The following is a 16,001-nucleotide window of genomic DNA, read 5'->3' as shown; positions in this document are numbered from 1 at the left end:
TGACCCCTCTTTCGTGCGGTTGAGATTTTGCTGAAAACGGTCTACTCTTGCTTCGCAAATGTAGCCATAATGGGTCATTGAATACCGCTTTTTTGGTGACCTTAAAACCCCTAATATGCAACTTTCCATGGATCGAGCGGTGAACCAGATTGGTAAAGGGCTAGAACAATGCGCAAAATATTCGGACTGGCATGTGTCGGTGCGTTGGTAGGGGGCATGGCGGTGGCTGCCCCAACTATCGACAAAGACTATGTGAAATCGCTCGCAGCGCCGGGCAAAACGGTCCTGGTCATCGAGTATTACGACAATGAAGGGGAAGTCACGAACCGCAAAGGTTTTGCTTCGCGCGAGGGGTATCGTGCGATTTCACCTACGGATTTTCAGGTTGATGGCGAAACATCCGTCCATCTCTACGGTCTGGAGCCGTGTGATGGCGAGTTGACGGTCCGGTCGGAAGATTTCTCCGGTACATGCGCTCAGTTTGCGCAAGACCAACTTCAGATCATGCTGAAATCGGCAAAGGTCTTGTTTTGCCGCGCCTTCGTCAGTGAAGAGTCGGCAAAGAGCCAGGATGCCACCTGTTACGGCTATTACCACTATCCCGGTAGTCTGGACTCCGTCGACATGTTGGAAGAGCAGCTCGTCTCGCTCGGCGCTCTGCGCGTTGCCAAGGGTTCGGACGGAAAACCACTACGAGAGGATTTATCCGAAGCCGAAACCATTGGTCAAAAAGGATATGGCATGTGGGCGGACCCACGCCATAAAGGCCAATGAAGCGATTTGTCCCGACAATCGTGGCGGGCCTGATGGCGGGAGCGGTCGCCGAAGCCGCTCCCGCCGGCTATTTCGACCTTGAGCCGGGCATCACGCTCCAGACCGGTGATACCTGGAGCGATGACGGTGAGCGCTATCGTCTTTATGGGGTTCAATCGTGCATCAGGGGCACGCCCTATACCGACAAGAGCGGAAATGTCCGTGATTGTGGCGATGCCTCCATGGCTGTGCTCGCCGCCTATATCAAAGACACATCGCCGATCTGCGCTGCCGTCGCGACAACGACGGACGTCACCTTCGTCATGTGCTACGCGACCATCGACGGTCAGCGGCTGGATCTCGGCACACTGCTGATCACAAGCGGCTACGCCTTTGCCGCTCTCAACGCCGAAGGCCTTCCCTACAACGCCGGCTATGCGGTGGCCGAACAGGAAGCTCGCAAGAAGTCAGCGGGGCTTTGGCAATTCAAGGACGTGCAGCATCCCTCGATCCTATTGAGCCGCAACGCGGCGTCCAGAGCGTCGAAAGACTCCCAATGAATCGCCTTGCTCTTGCAGCCGTCAGCCTGCTCCCGTGCCTCCCGGCCTTCGCAGCCGATCCCATTTTGTCCGGCCCACCATCGGCATTGATCGTCACGTCGGCGTCGCCCCTCCCGTCCTATTCGGGGCGAGTGGCCGTCATCGATGGCCGGACGCTCTGGTATCCGCAATACGGCGCCAAGGTCAGGTTGATGGACATCGATGCCTGCGAACTTCCCCAATGGGCGCTCGATCCGCACTGGGTTGAGCGCGACAAGGTCCATTCGCCACCCCCCGTACCGTGCGGCCCCCTTGCCAAGGCTTGGCTCAAACGCGCGATCGGTTCCCATCCGGTCAAATGCACCGGCGTTGCTTATGACGCAGACGGTGTTGTCCTGGCCTATTGTTCGACACGCGGCTACGACCTGGGGCTTGAGATGCTCCGGGTCGGCTGGGCACGGGTCGTATCGCCTTCTCCCGCCTATCCGAACTACTTCGCCTACCAGCGATATGCGATGGCGGCGCGATACGGCATGTGGGCAACCTACGTGCTGGATATGAACGAGTGGCGACGCAAGGCCGTCGACAAGACTCTCAACCGTCAGCCAATCGCCGACTTCAACCTACTAACCGAGCGCGAAAGCGAGATTTCGCCGCCATTCGTCGACGCTCGGAATAAGCCGAAGAGGACCGACCGATAATTGCCGGACTTCACATCGCTCGGATCGACCGTGCTCACCGAAACGGCCGTCAGCCTTCTCGTGGCGACGACGATCGCCTTCGCGCTCCTTCTGCCGAGCGTCCGTCTTTGGTGGATTCACTCTCTACCGGCGGCTTTGTTGATCAGTCTGGAAATCTGGCGCTTCCCGGAGCGCAGTCTTGCGATCGAGGCTCTCGCGGCCGCGAACGTCGTCTACGTGATCCTGTGCCGGCAGATCCGCGCCGATGTCCTGGTCCTTCGCTACGGCATCCTGTGGTTCAGTCTCTTCGGCTTCATCGCCACGTTCGTTTTCGCTGCTTCCCTCTTGCCGGGCAATTCCAAATCAGCCGGCGGAAGGCCGCCGGCACCCGCCGCTTCGCACTTTCAATATGCCGATCAGAGGATGCCAAAATGAAAGTCAGATCGATCATTATCGCCTGTGCCGGTCTTGTCGGCACCATAGCGTTCAGTTCACCCTCGCCTGTTCACGCCAGTGAGTGGGGATGTGAGGTGCTGCTCTGTGCTTCAAACCCAGCCGGATGGCAGACCATCGGAGCCTGTCATCCGCCAATGTACAAGCTCATCGCAGCGATGAAAAATCCGGGATTTTCTTGGCCGACCTGTCCGGAGGCGGGCACGGGTTCGCCCGGCTATCAACGATATGACGACTGCCCGACCGGATGGGAAGAAACGGCGGATCCGGGTTTGGACCGAGGAAACGACAAGTCGTTTTGCCGGCGCAGGAAGACCAACTGTTCAGGGCGTGGCGAGGGCTATGACTGCCAGCCCTACGAGTACCAACCGCGACCGGTGCGATCGAAGCCGTACTATTTCGACATCCGCGACACAGAGGCCGGTGCATCGAGCCGGCATTGGTTTAACCTCAACAAGTAGCAAGATATGCCCAACGCTCTTCCACTTGTCGCCGCGGCCGCCATTGGCATCGCCGCCGGCTCCCTCACCACCTATGTCGTCATGGTTCAGCCGTCAGCCGATCTCACATCGACCCAGGATACGGACCTGCATGCGGTGGTGGAAGCCGATCCATCACTTTGCCAGGCGGCGTCACTGATAATTCCGACAGCCGAAGAAGCCCAGATCGCTGTGAACGAGGCCCTGAGAAAATCGCCTCTCGCCTACAACGCCGACGCCAAACCAGATGCGACCATTGCCCTTGGTCAGTGTGGCGAGGATGCCAACGGACCCGGCGTCACATGCATGACGTCAATCCGCTATACGCCGCAACAGACGGAACCAAAGAACCGCCTGGTCGGCTTCGCCAAAAATGGTGAGGGCAACTGGGCCGCCATCCTCTACTGAGCCATTGAGCAGGAGGCCGGACGCTCCAGTCTCCTCTCACGCCCCAAAAATGTTGGTGATCAGGGTTTCGAGTTCGGCGTCCCTCAAACGGCTATGCGTCGAAATCAAGAACCCCGCGATGTAGGTCAGCCTCTTTTGGTTGTCTTCGTGGGATGCCGGCTTCATCGCCAATAAGCGCGCCCAGGCCTTCGCTTCATCCCGACTATGATCGAGCACATCCCCGATCATGGAAACGCCAACCGCTTGCGGATCGAGCCCGTTCGCGCCGGTCTCCTTCACCAGCCTGACGGCCGCCGCGTGCAGCTCAACCACAGCGTCGCTGTGTTCCGCTATCGCTCTGTCCACACCGATGTCCCCATACTCAACAATGTCCTCGTCCATTTGCAGCCTCCGCGCTCACACTTGCGGCCTCCTGCCTGCTGTCCCGAAGGGGCAGGAGCCCCGCTCCTGCTCCCGAGACCTCGTCGGTGAGAGCGGAAGAGGGGGGCATGCCGAAAAGTCGGAGGGGGATCACCCACCCAAAGGGCGCAGTCTTCGACTGCGTCCTGCAGCCCGTGGCATCGCCACGGGCGAAGGATGGGGACACCGATTTTTCGGCTTGCGGGGGAGAAGGCGGCGCCGTCTCCCCCTCTCGTTACTTTGGAATTATTCGAGATTTAAATGTGTTACGTGAACTCCAACAGGTTGGATTCTATTCCTGCCCGGTCAACATTAGGTCGAGTTGAGGCGAGATTACGTTCAACGAGCGACCAATTTGCCTCACTGTGGAGATAAATTTGGCTCACTCTGCGCAGGCTTAATTCGGGGTTACGAAACGAGGGCGAAAAATGACCAAACAGTCCCAGTCCGTCGCTGACGAAGTGCCGTGGTCGGACCGGATCACGCCCTATGATGAAGCGCATTTTGCGATCTATATACGACTCCTCGACGCCGAGTCTGAGGGCGCTGACTGGCGCGAGGTAGCGCGCATCGTTCTTGGCCGGGATCCGTCAACTCATCCGGAACAGACGCACCATTGCTGGCAAGATCATCTGAGGCGCGCGAAGTGGATGAGCGAGACCGGCTATCGGATGATTCTCACAGGCGAGCGCGATGCGCTTCAATGAGAAGTCGGATCGGTTGGGAACGTCAGTCTAACCCGCCCGTCGAAGCCAGTCTCAGTGAGCAGTTTCACCCCCAGAGATGGTCGGTACATATCCTAATTTATCGATAACGGCCGATGTAACTTGATGATGCGTGGTCATCATTAGCATGGCGAGCGTGTACTCATGCTTTACTAGCTCATCTGCCGCATCCTGATGAGCACCCTTCCGCGAAGCGTCGAGACGATCGTACAAAGTCTGAGCGGCCTCAAGACGCTCTCTTTGGTTTCGGATGACAGCGATCGCGAGTTGTTCAAGCTCAGTGGGCGTCAGGTTCGACAGAATCCGTTCGATAGAGAGACGGGGTGATGAAGCGTTTCGCAGTTTGATTTCCTTCGACATCGAATGATCCTTTTGTCGTTGGCGCAAGCATAGGCTGATCATTTAGACATTTCGACGGTCACTGCTCAGAAAACGACCGTTTTCTGGAGAGTGGCGCTCCCATCTTGTGGGTACTCGGAAAAGCGCTTGAAAACCCGTTCCAATAATCTACGCTCAGAATACCCTGTCGATGCAAAGTTTTTGAGCGAATGTCAGTTCTGATCGGATATGCCCGCGTCTCCAAAGCGGATGGTTCGCAGTCTCTCGATCTTCAGCGTGATGCCCTCATCGCCGCCGGCGTCGACGCAAGTCGGATTTACGAGGACCGTGCGTCCGGACGAAAGGATGCTCGACCCGGTCTGCAGGAATGTCTTCGCGCGCTCCAGCCAGGGAACACACTTGTCATCTGGAAACTGGATCGCCTTGGCCGTGATCTGAAGCACCTGATCAACACCGTCGACGATCTGCGCGAGCGCGACATAGGCTTTCGGGTTCTCGCCGGCTATGGCGCGTCGATCGACACGACGACCCACAACGGCCGACTCTTTTTCGGTGTCTTCGCGGTCTTGGCCGAGTACGAGCGCGAGTTGATTGCGGAACGGACGAAGGCCGGTCTTGCAGCCGCCCGAGCAAGGGGCCGAAAAGGAGGGCGGCCCCGGAAGATGAGCCGCAAGACGATCGAGGCGGCGCAGGCGCTGCTTCGGCTTCCGAACGAAACCGCACAAGGCGTGGCCGATCATCTCAACATTTCGACGGCGACCCTCTACAGCTATCTCAACGGCGACGGCTCGCTAAAAGAAGAAGGGGCGAAAGTGATGGAATCACCGAATCAATCTGAACATCTAACGTCCGACCGTAGTAAGAGAGTCCGTCGCTCTCGGCATCTATGAGGAAAGAAAGTATTTATGCAGCCCTCAGGGATTTGATGCGGCTGTCATGGTCGTTGAGATTCTCAATAACTTGCGGGGAGACCTCGAAAATACCGGCAACGGTTTTGAGATCATCATATGTTACGACCGGCCCCAATCTTTCGAAAATGCAACCCGATCTGCGAAGAATTTTTTCCAGATAAATATCATAAACAGAGATGATATTTGAAAAACCATGACTCAAGGCCGTAGTAAATAAGCCTGATAATAACGTGCGCGTTACGATATTGATGCCATCAGTAGCGAAATCTCTTGCAAGAGTAGTGTCAACACAAAAGCGAGAGCTTTCCCATATCATTGGATCTCGCACGAGTGGCATATTTCCCATAACCTCGGGGAATACGTCGGACAACATATGCGGCTCAGTCGTTGAAAGTAGTCGAAGCGAAGCCAGCAATCGTTTATCACCGCTCACCACCATGATATAAATGGGGCGCAATTCGTCAAATCTGTCCTTTTCCAACCCATTGACGACGTGGACATTCCATCCACGCCTTTGCGAAAATTGTCTCGCGCGTAATGCATACATCTGGTCGAAGATGTCACGAAATTTTGAATTATTTGTTTGGCGGGTAACTATCAACATGTCGACCGCTGCTCCAGCATCTGGCTGCGGCCAATAATGTCGGCAGGGACGCCTGAACTGCCATTGGAGGAACTGCGGTATTGACGGCGCTATTGATGGGGGACGGCTGAGGTTTGCACTCTGGTGCCCCGTGTTTAAAGCTTGATCATATGCTCGGATATGGCCGTCGCAACAGCATGAGTTTTTGTTGTTGTTCCGAGCTTAGTGCAGGCATTTGAAAGGTAAAACTGGACAGTTTTCTCTGATAGTCCTAATATCTGAGCTGTTTCCCACGCTGTTTTACCCCTTGCGGCCCATGACAGAGTTTCGGTCTCGCGAGTCGACAGTCGGATACCAGCCAAACCGATTTCGGATGATTGTAACAATACCGCCTGTTCATGAATCAACGATGAAAGATAATATAAGTCGGAAATTAGGTCGTTGCAGTACGATTTCCATTCGATGTCGCTACATTCCTTGCTATAGGATACTAAGGCAGATTCCTGCCTAAGCCCCCTTACGGAAATTGTGATCCCTTTCGAGCCAATGCCGAAATCCCTTGATGCCGAAAAAAATTCGGACGTTGATCTATTCAAATCGACCGATGACCATTGAATGGGGTGAAGCGAATTCGGCCCGAATGTCAGTAGAGGATCGATGGATTCATAGCCATTTTGAAAGTAATGGGAGACCCATTCGGGGCAATAGGTGGTCAAAAGACACTGAGACGCATCGCCGTTGGCTCGCCTGGTACATCCGTAGTAGGTAATGTCGCCTAAATGGTAGCAGTCACAAACGTCGTGCAGAAGACCCAGCAATCGATCTTTACTACAACACTCTGTGACACTGACACGTTCTAAGAAGAATTCTGGAATGTGTTGCGTGCGCAAATGTTTCATCGCTACCGCGTGCTCCATTCTGCGATACTGTTCGGTCTGTCAAATTGGCGGATTTAGTTTGCGAAAGTATGACATCAACCTAGGGTATTGTTCACAATGCCAGTCGTTGCAAGGGCGACTGAACTGCCGAGGTTGCAAGCCACCAATACGGGGTTTCTTCCGTAGTGATTTGCTCTCCGCTTAGATCCACCATCGGGATGAGGCTGATTATCGTGATGGTGGACGGCCCACCGAGGAGGTTCTTGGGTGTGCGGGATTTTCGCATATTACGGCGTGACAACTGCCGGGAGCAAAATCGAAGACGCGATCAATCGACTATCACATCGCGGCTCGGTTGGTTTCGGGTATTGCTGGCTGACAGCAAAAGGGCGCAGCATTCATCACCGTGAGTCGGATCCTGCGTCGAAAATTGGGATCCCTAGTACCGTGGGCGAGGAGGAAGGTGTCCTCATAGCCCATTGGCGGTATGGGACAACCGGTGACAGTACCGTTGGAAGTGTTCAGCCTTTCGTGGGACGGAACTCGGATCCGGTCCTTGCCCATAATGGTCAATTCCTCATTCCAGTTCGGCAAGATCACTCAGATTCCGAACTTTTTTTTCACGATTTGTGCAAGTGTCGATTGCGGCGTGACGATCAGGCATTTGAGGCGCTGCTTCGCTCTCATGATGGCGCTTTTTCAATCGTCTGTTGGCTAAATGGCCAGCTTTTGGCCGCAAGAGATCCGCATGGCTTGCGACCGCTGTTTGTTGGCCGCCTTCCCGGTGCAATTGTTGTGAGTTCTGAGACAACGGCGCTGGAGGTCGTTGGTTGTAGCGACATTGCGGAAATTCCGGCTGGTCATTGGGCGTCACTTGATCCGGCACGACCACCAGAATTTCGATCGTTCGGTCAATCCAAAATTGGATTTTGCGCATTCGAACATATCTATTTCCACTCCAGAGAGGGGAAACTGGGCGGCGTTCCCGTATGGTCTTGGCGAAATCGACTGGGCGCTCAACTGGCACGGGAAAAGCCCGTCAACGCTGACATTATCGTCCCTGTGCCGGACTCAGGCCGCGACGCGGCCGAAGGTTTTGCCAAAGAGCTCGGTCTACCGATCAACGACGCAATCCGACGGAATCCTCTCTCTGCACGCACATTTATCGCGAATGAAGCCAGTCGAAGTTCCAAGATAGCTTGTAAATACTGTTTTGATGAAGACGCTCTTGCTGGGCGGAATGTGTGTCTCGTCGATGACAGCGTTGTCCGAGGTGCGACCTTACGGTTCCTTGAGGGTGAACTAAGGCGTCTGGGCGTGAAAGCAGTCCATGCCCGGATCGCTGCACCGAAATTTCGATACCCATGTTTCTTCGGAATTGATATTCCCAACAAAGCTGACCTGGCCGTCACTGAAGAACCGGCAGAGACTCTCTCGGCCCGCTTTAACCTTGATTCATTGGAATTTTTGAGTGTCTCGGGCCTGCACCTTGCACTCGATTTTTCGCGACTTTGTACCGGGTGTTTTACTTCGCGGTATCCGGTCGATGACAGCAAAATCCGGCGCAACGAGGCGCGGAAGGAACCAGCATATGCGTAAAGACAGATCCATATTAGTGGCGATGGGCAGCCAATCGGACTGGCCAACTATGGCGCATACGGCCGGCATGCTCGATGACTTCGGCGTTAGGTATGAGACGGCAATAATATCAGCCCATCGAACGCCGGATCGGCTCGACCATCTGACCACACGTCTATCAAATGATGAGTTTTATGTGGTCATAGCCGGCGCAGGAGGCGCGGCTCATTTAGCAGGCGCGCTTGCGGCTCGGACAATAGTCCCCGTCATCGGCATTCCGATATCGAGCCATCTTCAAGGACTGGATAGCCTACTTTCGACAGTGCAGATGCCCGCTGGTGTGCCTGTCGCAACGGTGAGTATCGGAGTCGCTGGCGCGAAGAACGCTGCCCTGCTCGCCCTCCAGATCGTGGCTGTTAATGATAAGGCGATTTCGGATAAATTGGTTCAACATCGACAACAGCAGTCTCTGAGTATTCCGAAAGTGCCAAAGACAGCAATGGCGGCCGAATAGTTATGTCGCGGCTTTTTGCATTTGATATGGACGGAACACTGCTTCCTGGCACCTCAGGTCTGTTGGAGCTGGCCAAAGAGCTAGGTACCGTTGACAGGCTCAATGTTTTGGAAACGCGATATGTTGCCGGTGATTTAGATACGGTCGATTTTACGAGGGAAATATCACGATTGTGGGGACCAATAACCCCGACGATCGCTGAAGCCGCTTTTGCAAAAGCTCCGAAAATCGACGGTATCGAAGAAGTAGTAGCCCAAGTCCGGTCTGCCGGCGGCATAAGCTGCGTCGTGACGATGTCGCAAGATATATTTGCTAATGAATTCCTGAAATGGGGCTTTGACCACGTATTTTCAACGACCTATCCCCCTAATCACGGTTATAACTATGATAAAATTCTGACTCCTGAGCATAAGATTCACCTGCTGCAAGATGTTGCGGATGAGCATGGATTTGATTTTGTAGAGACCGTCGCGTTCGGCGATTCCCGCAGTGATGTGCCCCTATTTCAAAAGGTAAAATATCCAATATCCATAAACGGTGATGAATATGTCGAAGCTCACGCTGTGATGGCGTATAATGGAAATAGTCTCCTAGATGCCTTCATTCAATCAGAACGTCTTTGGAGTCCGCGATGATCAACAATGGACGACGTGTGGTTTCTGATTGTCTAGCTAAAGTTATTCTGGACCTTCTTGGAAAGCCCAATATTTCAGAGCGAGTGATTAAGGAAGCATGGCTTGAGGAGATTCGCAGCCACTCATCTCTCACGGACAATGGCTGGTATGCCCCTCCAGAAAAAGGAATGGCGGTTCTTGCTAGCCAGGGCGACGATATGCGGCGAACTCATTTCAAGTCCTTCCGCGACCCCCAATTCTATCCTTCCGATCGACCAATCGATTGGGGTAGCAGTGCTCTTATTGCGTATGCATCGAACGTTGACATTTACACCGGTTTGCCAGCAGATTTTGCGACAACTATGTACTTTGGTGCGGAAGCCAACGTAAAAAGGCATTTCCAGACCTGCCTCGGCTGTTGCCGTGAATTATTCGCGGAACTTGAGGATATTTGTCTCGGTCGTGAACTCTATCTTCGATTTGAAGATATTTTGGCCACATGTGGAATCGACGGTCGGACGTGGAGTTCAACGGATAACGACTATAACTTTGGTCATACACTGCCCTTGCTCGACACGGAAAGTGGACTGTCATGTAGTTCTGCGGCCAATGCGTCTCTCTGCGTTAATGACGGAGGAGCAGAAGCGATGAGGAAAGCGCGCCTTTTTTTGTCGAGCGACTCTAGTCTGCATTTGGCGACCGGTATTCAGTTTACGATTGAACCACAATGTGTCTCACAACATTGCCCTGACTTGCCAAAGGTCATGATCCATTACGTCGCGCAATATACGCAAGGTCGCTTTCAAGTGTGCGATGCTTGTGACGATTTGATGTACAAGTTTGGCCTGAATTGATGAATGTTGTCGCCTCTACACAAAACACGCGATGGCCGGCGGTCCTCGTTCTTTGGGCGATTGGGCTGGCGGCGGCCATGCAGTTCGCGAAGTTTTCGGTCACCTTCGCCGATCTGACGGCTCACTACCAGGTCAGCGACGCTTCCATCGCGCTGGTCCTGTCCTCCGTTGGCATCATGGGTATTGTCTTTGGAACCGCGGCCGGAGCCCTCGTCGGCAGCATCGGCCCGCGGCGCGCCATCATCGTCGCCTGCCTGATCGGCATCCTGGCGTCGATCGTTCAGACCCTTCTGCCACCATTCGCGGTGGTGATGGCCAGCCGGCTCCTGGAAGGCGTGTCCCACCTTCTGATCGTCGTTGCCGCGCCGACGGCCATTATCGCCAACAGCGCTGCCCGCCATCGATCGTTGACCATGGGTCTGTGGGCGACATTCTTCGGCGTCGCCTACGCCATCGCCGGGCTGATAGCTCCGACCATTCAGAACAGCTATGGCTTTTCGGCGCTCTACGGGCTTCATGCAGCTTTGCTGATCGTTCTCCTCGGCGCTTATCTGCTTGTCGGCCGACGGGCGCCGCCGGTCGTCATCGACAATCTTGCTCATGAGATCCGTAAGGCCTGGCTCGGGCAGTTCACCGTGTATCGCTCGCTCCGAAAATCGGCGCCCGGTCTGGCCTTCTTCTGGCACACGCTTCTCTTCGTCGCCCTGCTCACATTCCTACCGGGACTGGCGTCTGATGAGGAAACGACACGGCTTCTGGCGACTGTCCTTCCCTTGGTGACGATCGTCGGTTCCTTCGCCGGCGGCGCGATCGCGCAAAAGGCCGAGCGCCCGATCGGTCAATTGCAGTTCACCTTTGCGATCTTCGGCGTTTTGGCGATAAGCCTCGCCTTCGTCTTGCAAGGTCCCGCCTATCCCGTTCTGGCATGCGTGACCATGTTCATCTCGGGAATCGTTCAGGCATCGTCGTTCTCGGCGATCCCCCAGCTCTGTCACTCTGAGGCGGATCAGGCGGAGTCCAATGGCGCCATCACCCAACTCGGCAATCTCGGGGCGACCTGCGGCACGCCGCTCTTTGCCGCTGCGCTTTCCATGTTCGGAAACAGATCCGTACCCCTTCTCGCGACGATTATCGCTGTCGCAGCGGTCGTTATGCTCGTAGCGATCGCCCGTTGGCGCCCGGCCGGTATCGGATCGATGTCGGAGGCCGGAAAGGAGGGCGGCTAGGAGCTTGCTACTGACCTTCGTCAGTCGAGCCTCGGTCAACCGATCTTGACAAATGATGCGGGAACGCTCATTTCTGTGTCAGAGACGCAGCTCCGGTTGCACTCATTCCGAGGCCCGTGCGCAAGCGCGGGCTTTCGTGCTTCTGGAGCCACGTTTGACGTATATCGCCTATCTCGACGAGTTCGGCCATATCGGTCCCTATATCAGCCGGGACGATCCCAAACACAATGACAGCCCCGTTTTCGGTCTTGCCGGTCTCGTTCTTCCGGTCGAGGAGGTCCGCAATTTCGCCACGTGGTTTTATCAGCGAAAGTGTGACCTGTTAAAGTTCGAAATCGAGCGGGACGGCATCCATCCCGCTATCTGGGAGAAGAAGGGCTCGGCCCTCTACACCGTTCGAAACGTCGAAACTTACCGCGAGCTGCGCGCCTTTACGAACCGGCTCTTCAATAAGATCACGAAGCTTGGCGGGTTTGCCTTTTACGTCGGCCAGTGCACGCGAGACGCACCGGCGGACCATGACCCGAACGCGCTCTATCGGCACATCTTGCGCGAGGCAATCAAACGTATCGACCAGCATTGTGACGAAGATTGCGACCCTTGTGATCGCTTTCTGCTGGCTCTCGACGAACATGATCAGCGGTCTGAACTTATAACGCAGGCCGCAATTGCCATGTATGGAATGGATCAGCGTCGGTGTCTCGTCGAGCCTCCTTTTCAGGTGGAGAGCCATCGCTACCAAACCATGCAGGCCGCCGATTGGATCAGCGGACTGGTTGGTCGTCTCGGAGCGAGCTGGAAGGCTCCAGATGAGTATCCCGAAAACGAGATATTCAAGACCTACTTCGCCGCACGGCTGAACCGGTGCGCAGTTCGAAGCGGCATTCGCGATTAATCAGTGGTTGAACACCACTCTGCTCGGCGACTTTTGGCTGACACTGCGAGGCAAGACGGCTTCAGGAGCCAATGTCTTTTTTGTCGCCTCTGGCGACAATCTGCAATGCGCCATCCGGCAACGGCCGCTGCAGGTCTTTGGCTTCATTCCAGTCGGCCCGCTGCCAGACCTCGCGCTCTTCGGCCGTCGTCAGAATGACAGGCATGGCCCTGGGATGGACAGCCTTCACTTCCGCATTCGGCTCGCAGGTCAGAAAGCCGTAGCGATCGACGTTGACCTCGCCCTCCTTCACTTTCCAGACCGCCGTCCAATTCGTCCAGACTCCGGCGAAGAACAGAAGCGGCCGACCTTCGTCGGCCGCAAACCAGACCGGCACTTTCTTGCCGTCGATCGTGTCGTATTCACTGAAAGAGGTGAGCGGGACGAGACAGCGATGTTCGACGCTCAACCAACGGCGCCAGTGAGGCGATTCCGTCCGCCGGACATTGGTGACGCCCGGGTCGGTCTTCTTGTTCTCAAGCGCCTTCTTTGGTGACGGCATGCCCCAACGGGCCGCGACCATCTCCAGACCATCGGCGCCGTTTCGCACGATCGGCGCTTGCATATCAGGAAAGATGCCAGGGAGCGGCGGCAGATTGCCAGTCTTGTCCGTCATGCCCTTCACAAGGTCGCGGATCGCTGCTTGCGTGCTCGTCATGGAGTAGAGATTGCACATGAGCGGCGCTCCATCATTTTGGCGCTGGGCGATTTATATCCGGCCCTATACATGAAATTCGGCTCCTTTCGCATGGCGCGTGCGCGACGCTCGACCTGAAGTTTGGCCAGCGCCTTCGTGTCCTCCAGGCCGCGCGGGTTCGTATCCGCATCATAGGCTGCCCAGTTCCAACGACCGTCGAAATGCTTGACAACGACACCCACGGTCGCGCCGTCTCGATTACGGACGCAGGTGCCGAAATCATCAGGATGAGGGCCATCCGGCCAAGTCTGCCGCCAACGAAAATAGCCACGCCATTGGATCATCGCCGAAGGTAAGCAGATATTGAAGGGAGTTTCCAGAACATTTGCGGAACATCTGCAATTGACCTTTTGGGCACGTCGCTCCGCGACCACGCTCTATGCCTGACGGCACGGAGCCCAGCCAGCCGGTCTCCGCCCATACGGGTGACGATCGTTCGTGCGGGTCCCGCGGTCATGCCGGTGGGCGTTTACTCTCCGTCTTGTCCGTCGCATAATTTCGGGACCGCGTTGCGGTAGCCGATCGCGGCAGGTCGCTAGCCCTTCTTGCCGTTCGGCGGGGAGCTGTCCTACGGGACGGCTCCCACTAACGCCATCGACGCCGACAGGACGCACGCTCGGTCCGCCCGTCACAGACCAGCTTCCCGTTGACATCCGCCGGCAAAGCGTCGCTATATGGCCTTTTGTTCCTCTTATGTTCTTAAGGCCATGGTTTCAACACCGCTTAAAATAAGGCGTCGAGCACGGCAGTTGCCAATCGCAACCATGACCGTGCCGGCGGGATTCCCCTCCCCGGCTGCCGACGATGTCGAAGAGACCGTGGATCCGATGGCCTGGATCATACGCCATGAAAGCGCGACGTTCTGGTGGCGCGTCAGCGGTCATAGCCTCGAGGCGGAAGGGATCCTCGACGGTGATCTGATTGCCGTCGACCGGGCCGGTAAGAAGCGGATCGGACGCATTGTCCTGGCCATCGTGGACGGCGCCGTCACCGTCAAGAAATTGGCCCGACGAGACGGCCGGTACTATCTCGATCCTCGTTCGACGTCGGATGTTTACGAGCCTATTGCGGTCACCGAGTCGACCGAAATATGGGGCGTTGTAGCTGGCGTGGTGCGCCGCTTGCCGGTCGAGTAGCCCCACCCATGGCCGAACCGATCGCGCTTATTGACTGCAACAATTTTTATGTAAGCTGTGAGCGGGTGTTTGACCCACGCCTCGCCGGCGTTCCCGTCATTGTGCTGTCGAACAATGACGGTTGCGCCGTCGCCCGATCGGACGAGGCTAAGGCGCTCGGCATTAAAATGGGTGCGCCGGCATTTCAAATCCGCGACGTCATTCGCCGTCACGGCGTTCGTGTCTTTTCGTCAAACTACACGCTCTACGGCGATATGAGTCGGCGTGTCGTCGCGGTCATTCAGGATTTCTCTCCCCGCTACGAGGTCTACTCGATCGACGAAACGTTCGTCGATTTATCCGGCTTCGGCGACCGTATGGTGGCGCATGCAGCCTCAATGAGCGCTGCGGTTCGCCAAAGGACCGGGATTCCGACCTGTGTCGGCATCGGCCCGACCAAGACGCTCGCCAAGCTCGCGAATTTCGCGGCGAAGAAGAACCCTCTTTTCGACGGCGTCTGTGACCTGATGGACGAGACGATCCGCGACTACGTCCTCGCCAGGATTCCTATCGGCGAAATATGGGGCGTAGGACCGGCGACGGAGGCAAAGCTGATCCGCCAGGGTGTCGCTCGGGCGTCCGAGCTTCGCGATCTGCCACTGCCCCTTGCGCGCAAGATCGGAACCGTCGTTCTGGAACGTCTCGTTGCCGAGCTGCAGGGGATCGCCTGCCTCGCCATCGAAGAGGTCGAACCACAACGCAAGGGCATGGCCGTCACGCGTTCGGCCGGGACGCCGATGACGAGTTTCGACGAACTGGCTCAGGCCATGACGGCCCATGCGAGCAGGGCGGCCGAAAAGCTGCGCTCCCACGGCTTGGTGGCCGGTACGCTGACCGCCTTTTTCCATACCAATCCGCACAAGCCCGACCGGCCGCAACACTCGGCCTCGCGGACGACGCGGTTGTCGCCAATGTCGGCGGATACGTTCGATCTCGTCGATACTGTCCTGCGCTGCATCGCAGCGGCTTGGAAGGGTGAGCGAAGCGCCAACGGCTATGCCTATACGAAGGCCGGCGTCATACTCGATGACCTGGTTGCCGCGCGCGTCGCGCCGCAGCTTCTTCTTCCCCCGGATCGGCCGCGCGATGCGCGTTTGATGGACGCGCTCGATGCGGTCAATGATCGCTTTGGCAGAAAGACACTCATCCTTGCGAGCGAAGGGTTCCAACGTCCATGGGCGTTGCGGGCCGATCATCGATCGCCGCGCTATACGACACGTCTCAGCGATCTGCCTGTCGTGCGGATCTGAGGGTGATCGGTT

22 protein-coding genes are annotated in these 16,001 nt (G+C 56.2%); 16 read left to right on the top strand and 6 right to left on the bottom strand.

The window, feature by feature from the left end:
• Positions 1-216 precede the first annotated feature (216 nt).
• The 6 genes from NIM86_RS16885 to NIM86_RS16860 are packed head-to-tail and all read left to right on the top strand — an operon-like array spanning position 217 to position 3,312.
• Entirely contained in the window at positions 217-774 is a 558-nt protein-coding gene (locus NIM86_RS16885; protein ID WP_253383894.1) for a hypothetical protein, read from the top strand.
• The gene (locus NIM86_RS16880; protein WP_253383869.1) at positions 771-1,313 is read left to right on the top strand and encodes a thermonuclease family protein; all 543 of its coding nucleotides are present in this window, start codon (positions 771-773) and stop codon (positions 1,311-1,313) included. Before NIM86_RS16885 ends, NIM86_RS16880 begins: the two co-directional genes overlap by 4 nt.
• The gene (locus NIM86_RS16875; RefSeq protein ID WP_253383867.1) at positions 1,310-1,993 is read left to right on the top strand and encodes a thermonuclease family protein; all 684 of its coding nucleotides are present in this window, start codon (positions 1,310-1,312) and stop codon (positions 1,991-1,993) included. Before NIM86_RS16880 ends, NIM86_RS16875 begins: the two co-directional genes overlap by 4 nt.
• The gene (locus tag NIM86_RS16870) at positions 1,994-2,407 is read left to right on the top strand and encodes a hypothetical protein (RefSeq protein ID WP_253383866.1); all 414 of its coding nucleotides are present in this window, start codon (positions 1,994-1,996) and stop codon (positions 2,405-2,407) included.
• On the top strand, positions 2,404-2,886 hold the full coding sequence (locus tag NIM86_RS16865; RefSeq protein ID WP_253383864.1) for a hypothetical protein: 483 nt from the start codon (positions 2,404-2,406) through the stop codon (positions 2,884-2,886). Before NIM86_RS16870 ends, NIM86_RS16865 begins: the two co-directional genes overlap by 4 nt.
• 6 nt (positions 2,887-2,892) lie before the next feature.
• On the top strand, positions 2,893-3,312 hold the full coding sequence (locus NIM86_RS16860; protein ID WP_253383862.1) for a hypothetical protein: 420 nt from the start codon (positions 2,893-2,895) through the stop codon (positions 3,310-3,312).
• 36 nt (positions 3,313-3,348) lie between these two features.
• On the opposite strand, the gene NIM86_RS16855 is transcribed toward NIM86_RS16860, so the two are convergent.
• Positions 3,349-3,693, bottom strand: coding sequence for a hypothetical protein (locus NIM86_RS16855; RefSeq protein WP_253383861.1), 345 nt, complete (start codon positions 3,691-3,693; stop codon positions 3,349-3,351).
• Positions 3,694-4,139: 446 nt separating this feature from the next.
• Here NIM86_RS16855 and NIM86_RS16850 point away from each other — a divergent pair, with 446 nt between their 5' ends.
• Positions 4,140-4,418 (top strand): DNA -binding domain-containing protein, encoded by a 279-nt coding sequence (locus NIM86_RS16850; protein WP_253383860.1) that lies wholly within the window; start codon positions 4,140-4,142, stop codon positions 4,416-4,418.
• Positions 4,419-4,469: 51 nt separating this feature from the next.
• Here the strand turns inward: NIM86_RS16850 and NIM86_RS16845 are convergent, their stop codons facing one another.
• On the bottom strand, positions 4,470-4,796 hold the full coding sequence (locus tag NIM86_RS16845) for a transcriptional repressor TraM (protein WP_253383859.1): 327 nt from the start codon (positions 4,794-4,796) through the stop codon (positions 4,470-4,472).
• Between the two features lie 188 nt (positions 4,797-4,984).
• On the opposite strand from NIM86_RS16845, the gene NIM86_RS16840 reads away from it, so the two are divergent.
• Positions 4,985-5,665 (top strand): recombinase family protein, encoded by a 681-nt coding sequence (locus NIM86_RS16840; RefSeq protein WP_253383858.1) that lies wholly within the window; start codon positions 4,985-4,987, stop codon positions 5,663-5,665.
• Between the two features lie 13 nt (positions 5,666-5,678).
• Here NIM86_RS16840 and NIM86_RS16835 read toward each other — a convergent pair whose 3' ends face one another.
• Positions 5,679-6,290, bottom strand: coding sequence for an acyl-homoserine-lactone synthase (locus NIM86_RS16835; RefSeq protein ID WP_253383857.1), 612 nt, complete (start codon positions 6,288-6,290; stop codon positions 5,679-5,681).
• Between the two features lie 134 nt (positions 6,291-6,424).
• Positions 6,425-7,168 (bottom strand): LuxR family transcriptional regulator, encoded by a 744-nt coding sequence (locus tag NIM86_RS17310; protein WP_371872943.1) that lies wholly within the window; start codon positions 7,166-7,168, stop codon positions 6,425-6,427.
• A gap of 246 nt (positions 7,169-7,414) precedes the next feature.
• Here NIM86_RS17310 and NIM86_RS16830 point away from each other — a divergent pair, with 246 nt between their 5' ends.
• From NIM86_RS16830 to NIM86_RS16805, 6 genes are all read left to right on the top strand, one after another.
• On the top strand, positions 7,415-8,746 hold the full coding sequence (locus NIM86_RS16830) for a hypothetical protein (RefSeq protein WP_253383856.1): 1,332 nt from the start codon (positions 7,415-7,417) through the stop codon (positions 8,744-8,746).
• Positions 8,739-9,239 (top strand): 5-(carboxyamino)imidazole ribonucleotide mutase, encoded by a 501-nt coding sequence (gene purE, locus NIM86_RS16825; RefSeq protein ID WP_253383854.1) that lies wholly within the window; start codon positions 8,739-8,741, stop codon positions 9,237-9,239. The genes NIM86_RS16830 and purE overlap by 8 nt, the downstream gene beginning before the upstream one ends.
• Positions 9,240-9,241: 2 nt before the next feature.
• Positions 9,242-9,874, top strand: coding sequence for an HAD family phosphatase (locus tag NIM86_RS16820; protein ID WP_253383852.1), 633 nt, complete (start codon positions 9,242-9,244; stop codon positions 9,872-9,874).
• Positions 9,871-10,707, top strand: a complete 837-nt coding sequence (locus NIM86_RS16815; RefSeq protein WP_253383850.1) for a M24 family metallopeptidase — start codon at positions 9,871-9,873, stop codon at positions 10,705-10,707. Before NIM86_RS16820 ends, NIM86_RS16815 begins: the two co-directional genes overlap by 4 nt.
• On the top strand, positions 10,707-11,933 hold the full coding sequence (locus tag NIM86_RS16810) for an MFS transporter (protein WP_256478556.1): 1,227 nt from the start codon (positions 10,707-10,709) through the stop codon (positions 11,931-11,933). The genes NIM86_RS16815 and NIM86_RS16810 overlap by 1 nt, the downstream gene beginning before the upstream one ends.
• A gap of 154 nt (positions 11,934-12,087) precedes the next feature.
• Positions 12,088-12,828, top strand: a complete 741-nt coding sequence (locus tag NIM86_RS16805) for a DUF3800 domain-containing protein (protein WP_253383846.1) — start codon at positions 12,088-12,090, stop codon at positions 12,826-12,828.
• Positions 12,829-12,889: 61 nt separating this feature from the next.
• Here the strand turns inward: NIM86_RS16805 and NIM86_RS16800 are convergent, their stop codons facing one another.
• Together NIM86_RS16800 and NIM86_RS16795 are read right to left on the bottom strand one after the other, a co-directional pair.
• Positions 12,890-13,543, bottom strand: coding sequence for an SOS response-associated peptidase (locus NIM86_RS16800; protein WP_253383844.1), 654 nt, complete (start codon positions 13,541-13,543; stop codon positions 12,890-12,892).
• On the bottom strand, positions 13,522-13,746 hold the full coding sequence (locus NIM86_RS16795; RefSeq protein WP_253383843.1) for a hypothetical protein: 225 nt from the start codon (positions 13,744-13,746) through the stop codon (positions 13,522-13,524). Before NIM86_RS16795 ends, NIM86_RS16800 begins: the two co-directional genes overlap by 22 nt.
• A 567-nt stretch (positions 13,747-14,313) precedes the next feature.
• Here NIM86_RS16795 and NIM86_RS16790 point away from each other — a divergent pair.
• Together NIM86_RS16790 and NIM86_RS16785 are read left to right on the top strand one after the other, a co-directional pair.
• Complete coding sequence (locus tag NIM86_RS16790; RefSeq protein ID WP_253383842.1) at positions 14,314-14,700, top strand: LexA family transcriptional regulator; 387 nt, start codon at positions 14,314-14,316, stop codon at positions 14,698-14,700.
• Between the two features lie 8 nt (positions 14,701-14,708).
• Positions 14,709-15,989 carry a Y-family DNA polymerase gene (locus tag NIM86_RS16785; protein WP_253383841.1) on the top strand — a complete coding sequence of 427 codons (1,281 nt, stop codon included), beginning with the start codon at positions 14,709-14,711 and terminating at the stop codon, positions 15,987-15,989.
• Positions 15,990-16,001 lie beyond the last annotated feature (12 nt).

The organism is Notoacmeibacter sp. MSK16QG-6 (assembly GCF_024158145.1).
In the GTDB taxonomy this organism is placed as follows: Bacteria; Pseudomonadota; Alphaproteobacteria; order Rhizobiales; family Rhizobiaceae; genus Notoacmeibacter.
This window is presented reverse-complemented; position numbering and strand designations above follow the sequence as displayed.

What these genes read in the sequence shown, in the direction of transcription:
- NIM86_RS16885 (WP_253383894.1), top strand. Translation starts at nt 217, where the DNA reads ATGGCGGTGGCTGCCCCAACTATCGACAAAGACTATGTGAAATCGCTC.
- NIM86_RS16880 (WP_253383869.1), top strand. Translation starts at nt 771, where the DNA reads ATGAAGCGATTTGTCCCGACAATCGTGGCGGGCCTGATGGCGGGAGCG.
- NIM86_RS16875 (WP_253383867.1), top strand. Translation starts at nt 1,310, where the DNA reads ATGAATCGCCTTGCTCTTGCAGCCGTCAGCCTGCTCCCGTGCCTCCCG.
- NIM86_RS16865 (WP_253383864.1), top strand. Translation starts at nt 2,404, where the DNA reads ATGAAAGTCAGATCGATCATTATCGCCTGTGCCGGTCTTGTCGGCACC.
- NIM86_RS16860 (WP_253383862.1), top strand. Translation starts at nt 2,893, where the DNA reads ATGCCCAACGCTCTTCCACTTGTCGCCGCGGCCGCCATTGGCATCGCC.
- NIM86_RS16855 (WP_253383861.1), bottom strand. Translation starts at nt 3,693, where the DNA reads ATGGACGAGGACATTGTTGAGTATGGGGACATCGGTGTGGACAGAGCG.
- NIM86_RS16850 (WP_253383860.1), top strand. Translation starts at nt 4,140, where the DNA reads ATGACCAAACAGTCCCAGTCCGTCGCTGACGAAGTGCCGTGGTCGGAC.
- NIM86_RS16845 (WP_253383859.1), bottom strand. Translation starts at nt 4,796, where the DNA reads ATGTCGAAGGAAATCAAACTGCGAAACGCTTCATCACCCCGTCTCTCT.
- NIM86_RS16840 (WP_253383858.1), top strand. Translation starts at nt 4,985, where the DNA reads ATGTCAGTTCTGATCGGATATGCCCGCGTCTCCAAAGCGGATGGTTCG.
- NIM86_RS16835 (WP_253383857.1), bottom strand. Translation starts at nt 6,290, where the DNA reads ATGTTGATAGTTACCCGCCAAACAAATAATTCAAAATTTCGTGACATC.
- NIM86_RS17310 (WP_371872943.1), bottom strand. Translation starts at nt 7,168, where the DNA reads ATGAAACATTTGCGCACGCAACACATTCCAGAATTCTTCTTAGAACGT.
- purE (WP_253383854.1), top strand. Translation starts at nt 8,739, where the DNA reads ATGCGTAAAGACAGATCCATATTAGTGGCGATGGGCAGCCAATCGGAC.
- NIM86_RS16820 (WP_253383852.1), top strand. Translation starts at nt 9,242, where the DNA reads ATGTCGCGGCTTTTTGCATTTGATATGGACGGAACACTGCTTCCTGGC.
- NIM86_RS16815 (WP_253383850.1), top strand. Translation starts at nt 9,871, where the DNA reads ATGATCAACAATGGACGACGTGTGGTTTCTGATTGTCTAGCTAAAGTT.
- NIM86_RS16810 (WP_256478556.1), top strand. Translation starts at nt 10,707, where the DNA reads ATGAATGTTGTCGCCTCTACACAAAACACGCGATGGCCGGCGGTCCTC.
- NIM86_RS16800 (WP_253383844.1), bottom strand. Translation starts at nt 13,543, where the DNA reads ATGTGCAATCTCTACTCCATGACGAGCACGCAAGCAGCGATCCGCGAC.
- NIM86_RS16785 (WP_253383841.1), top strand. Translation starts at nt 14,709, where the DNA reads ATGGCCGAACCGATCGCGCTTATTGACTGCAACAATTTTTATGTAAGC.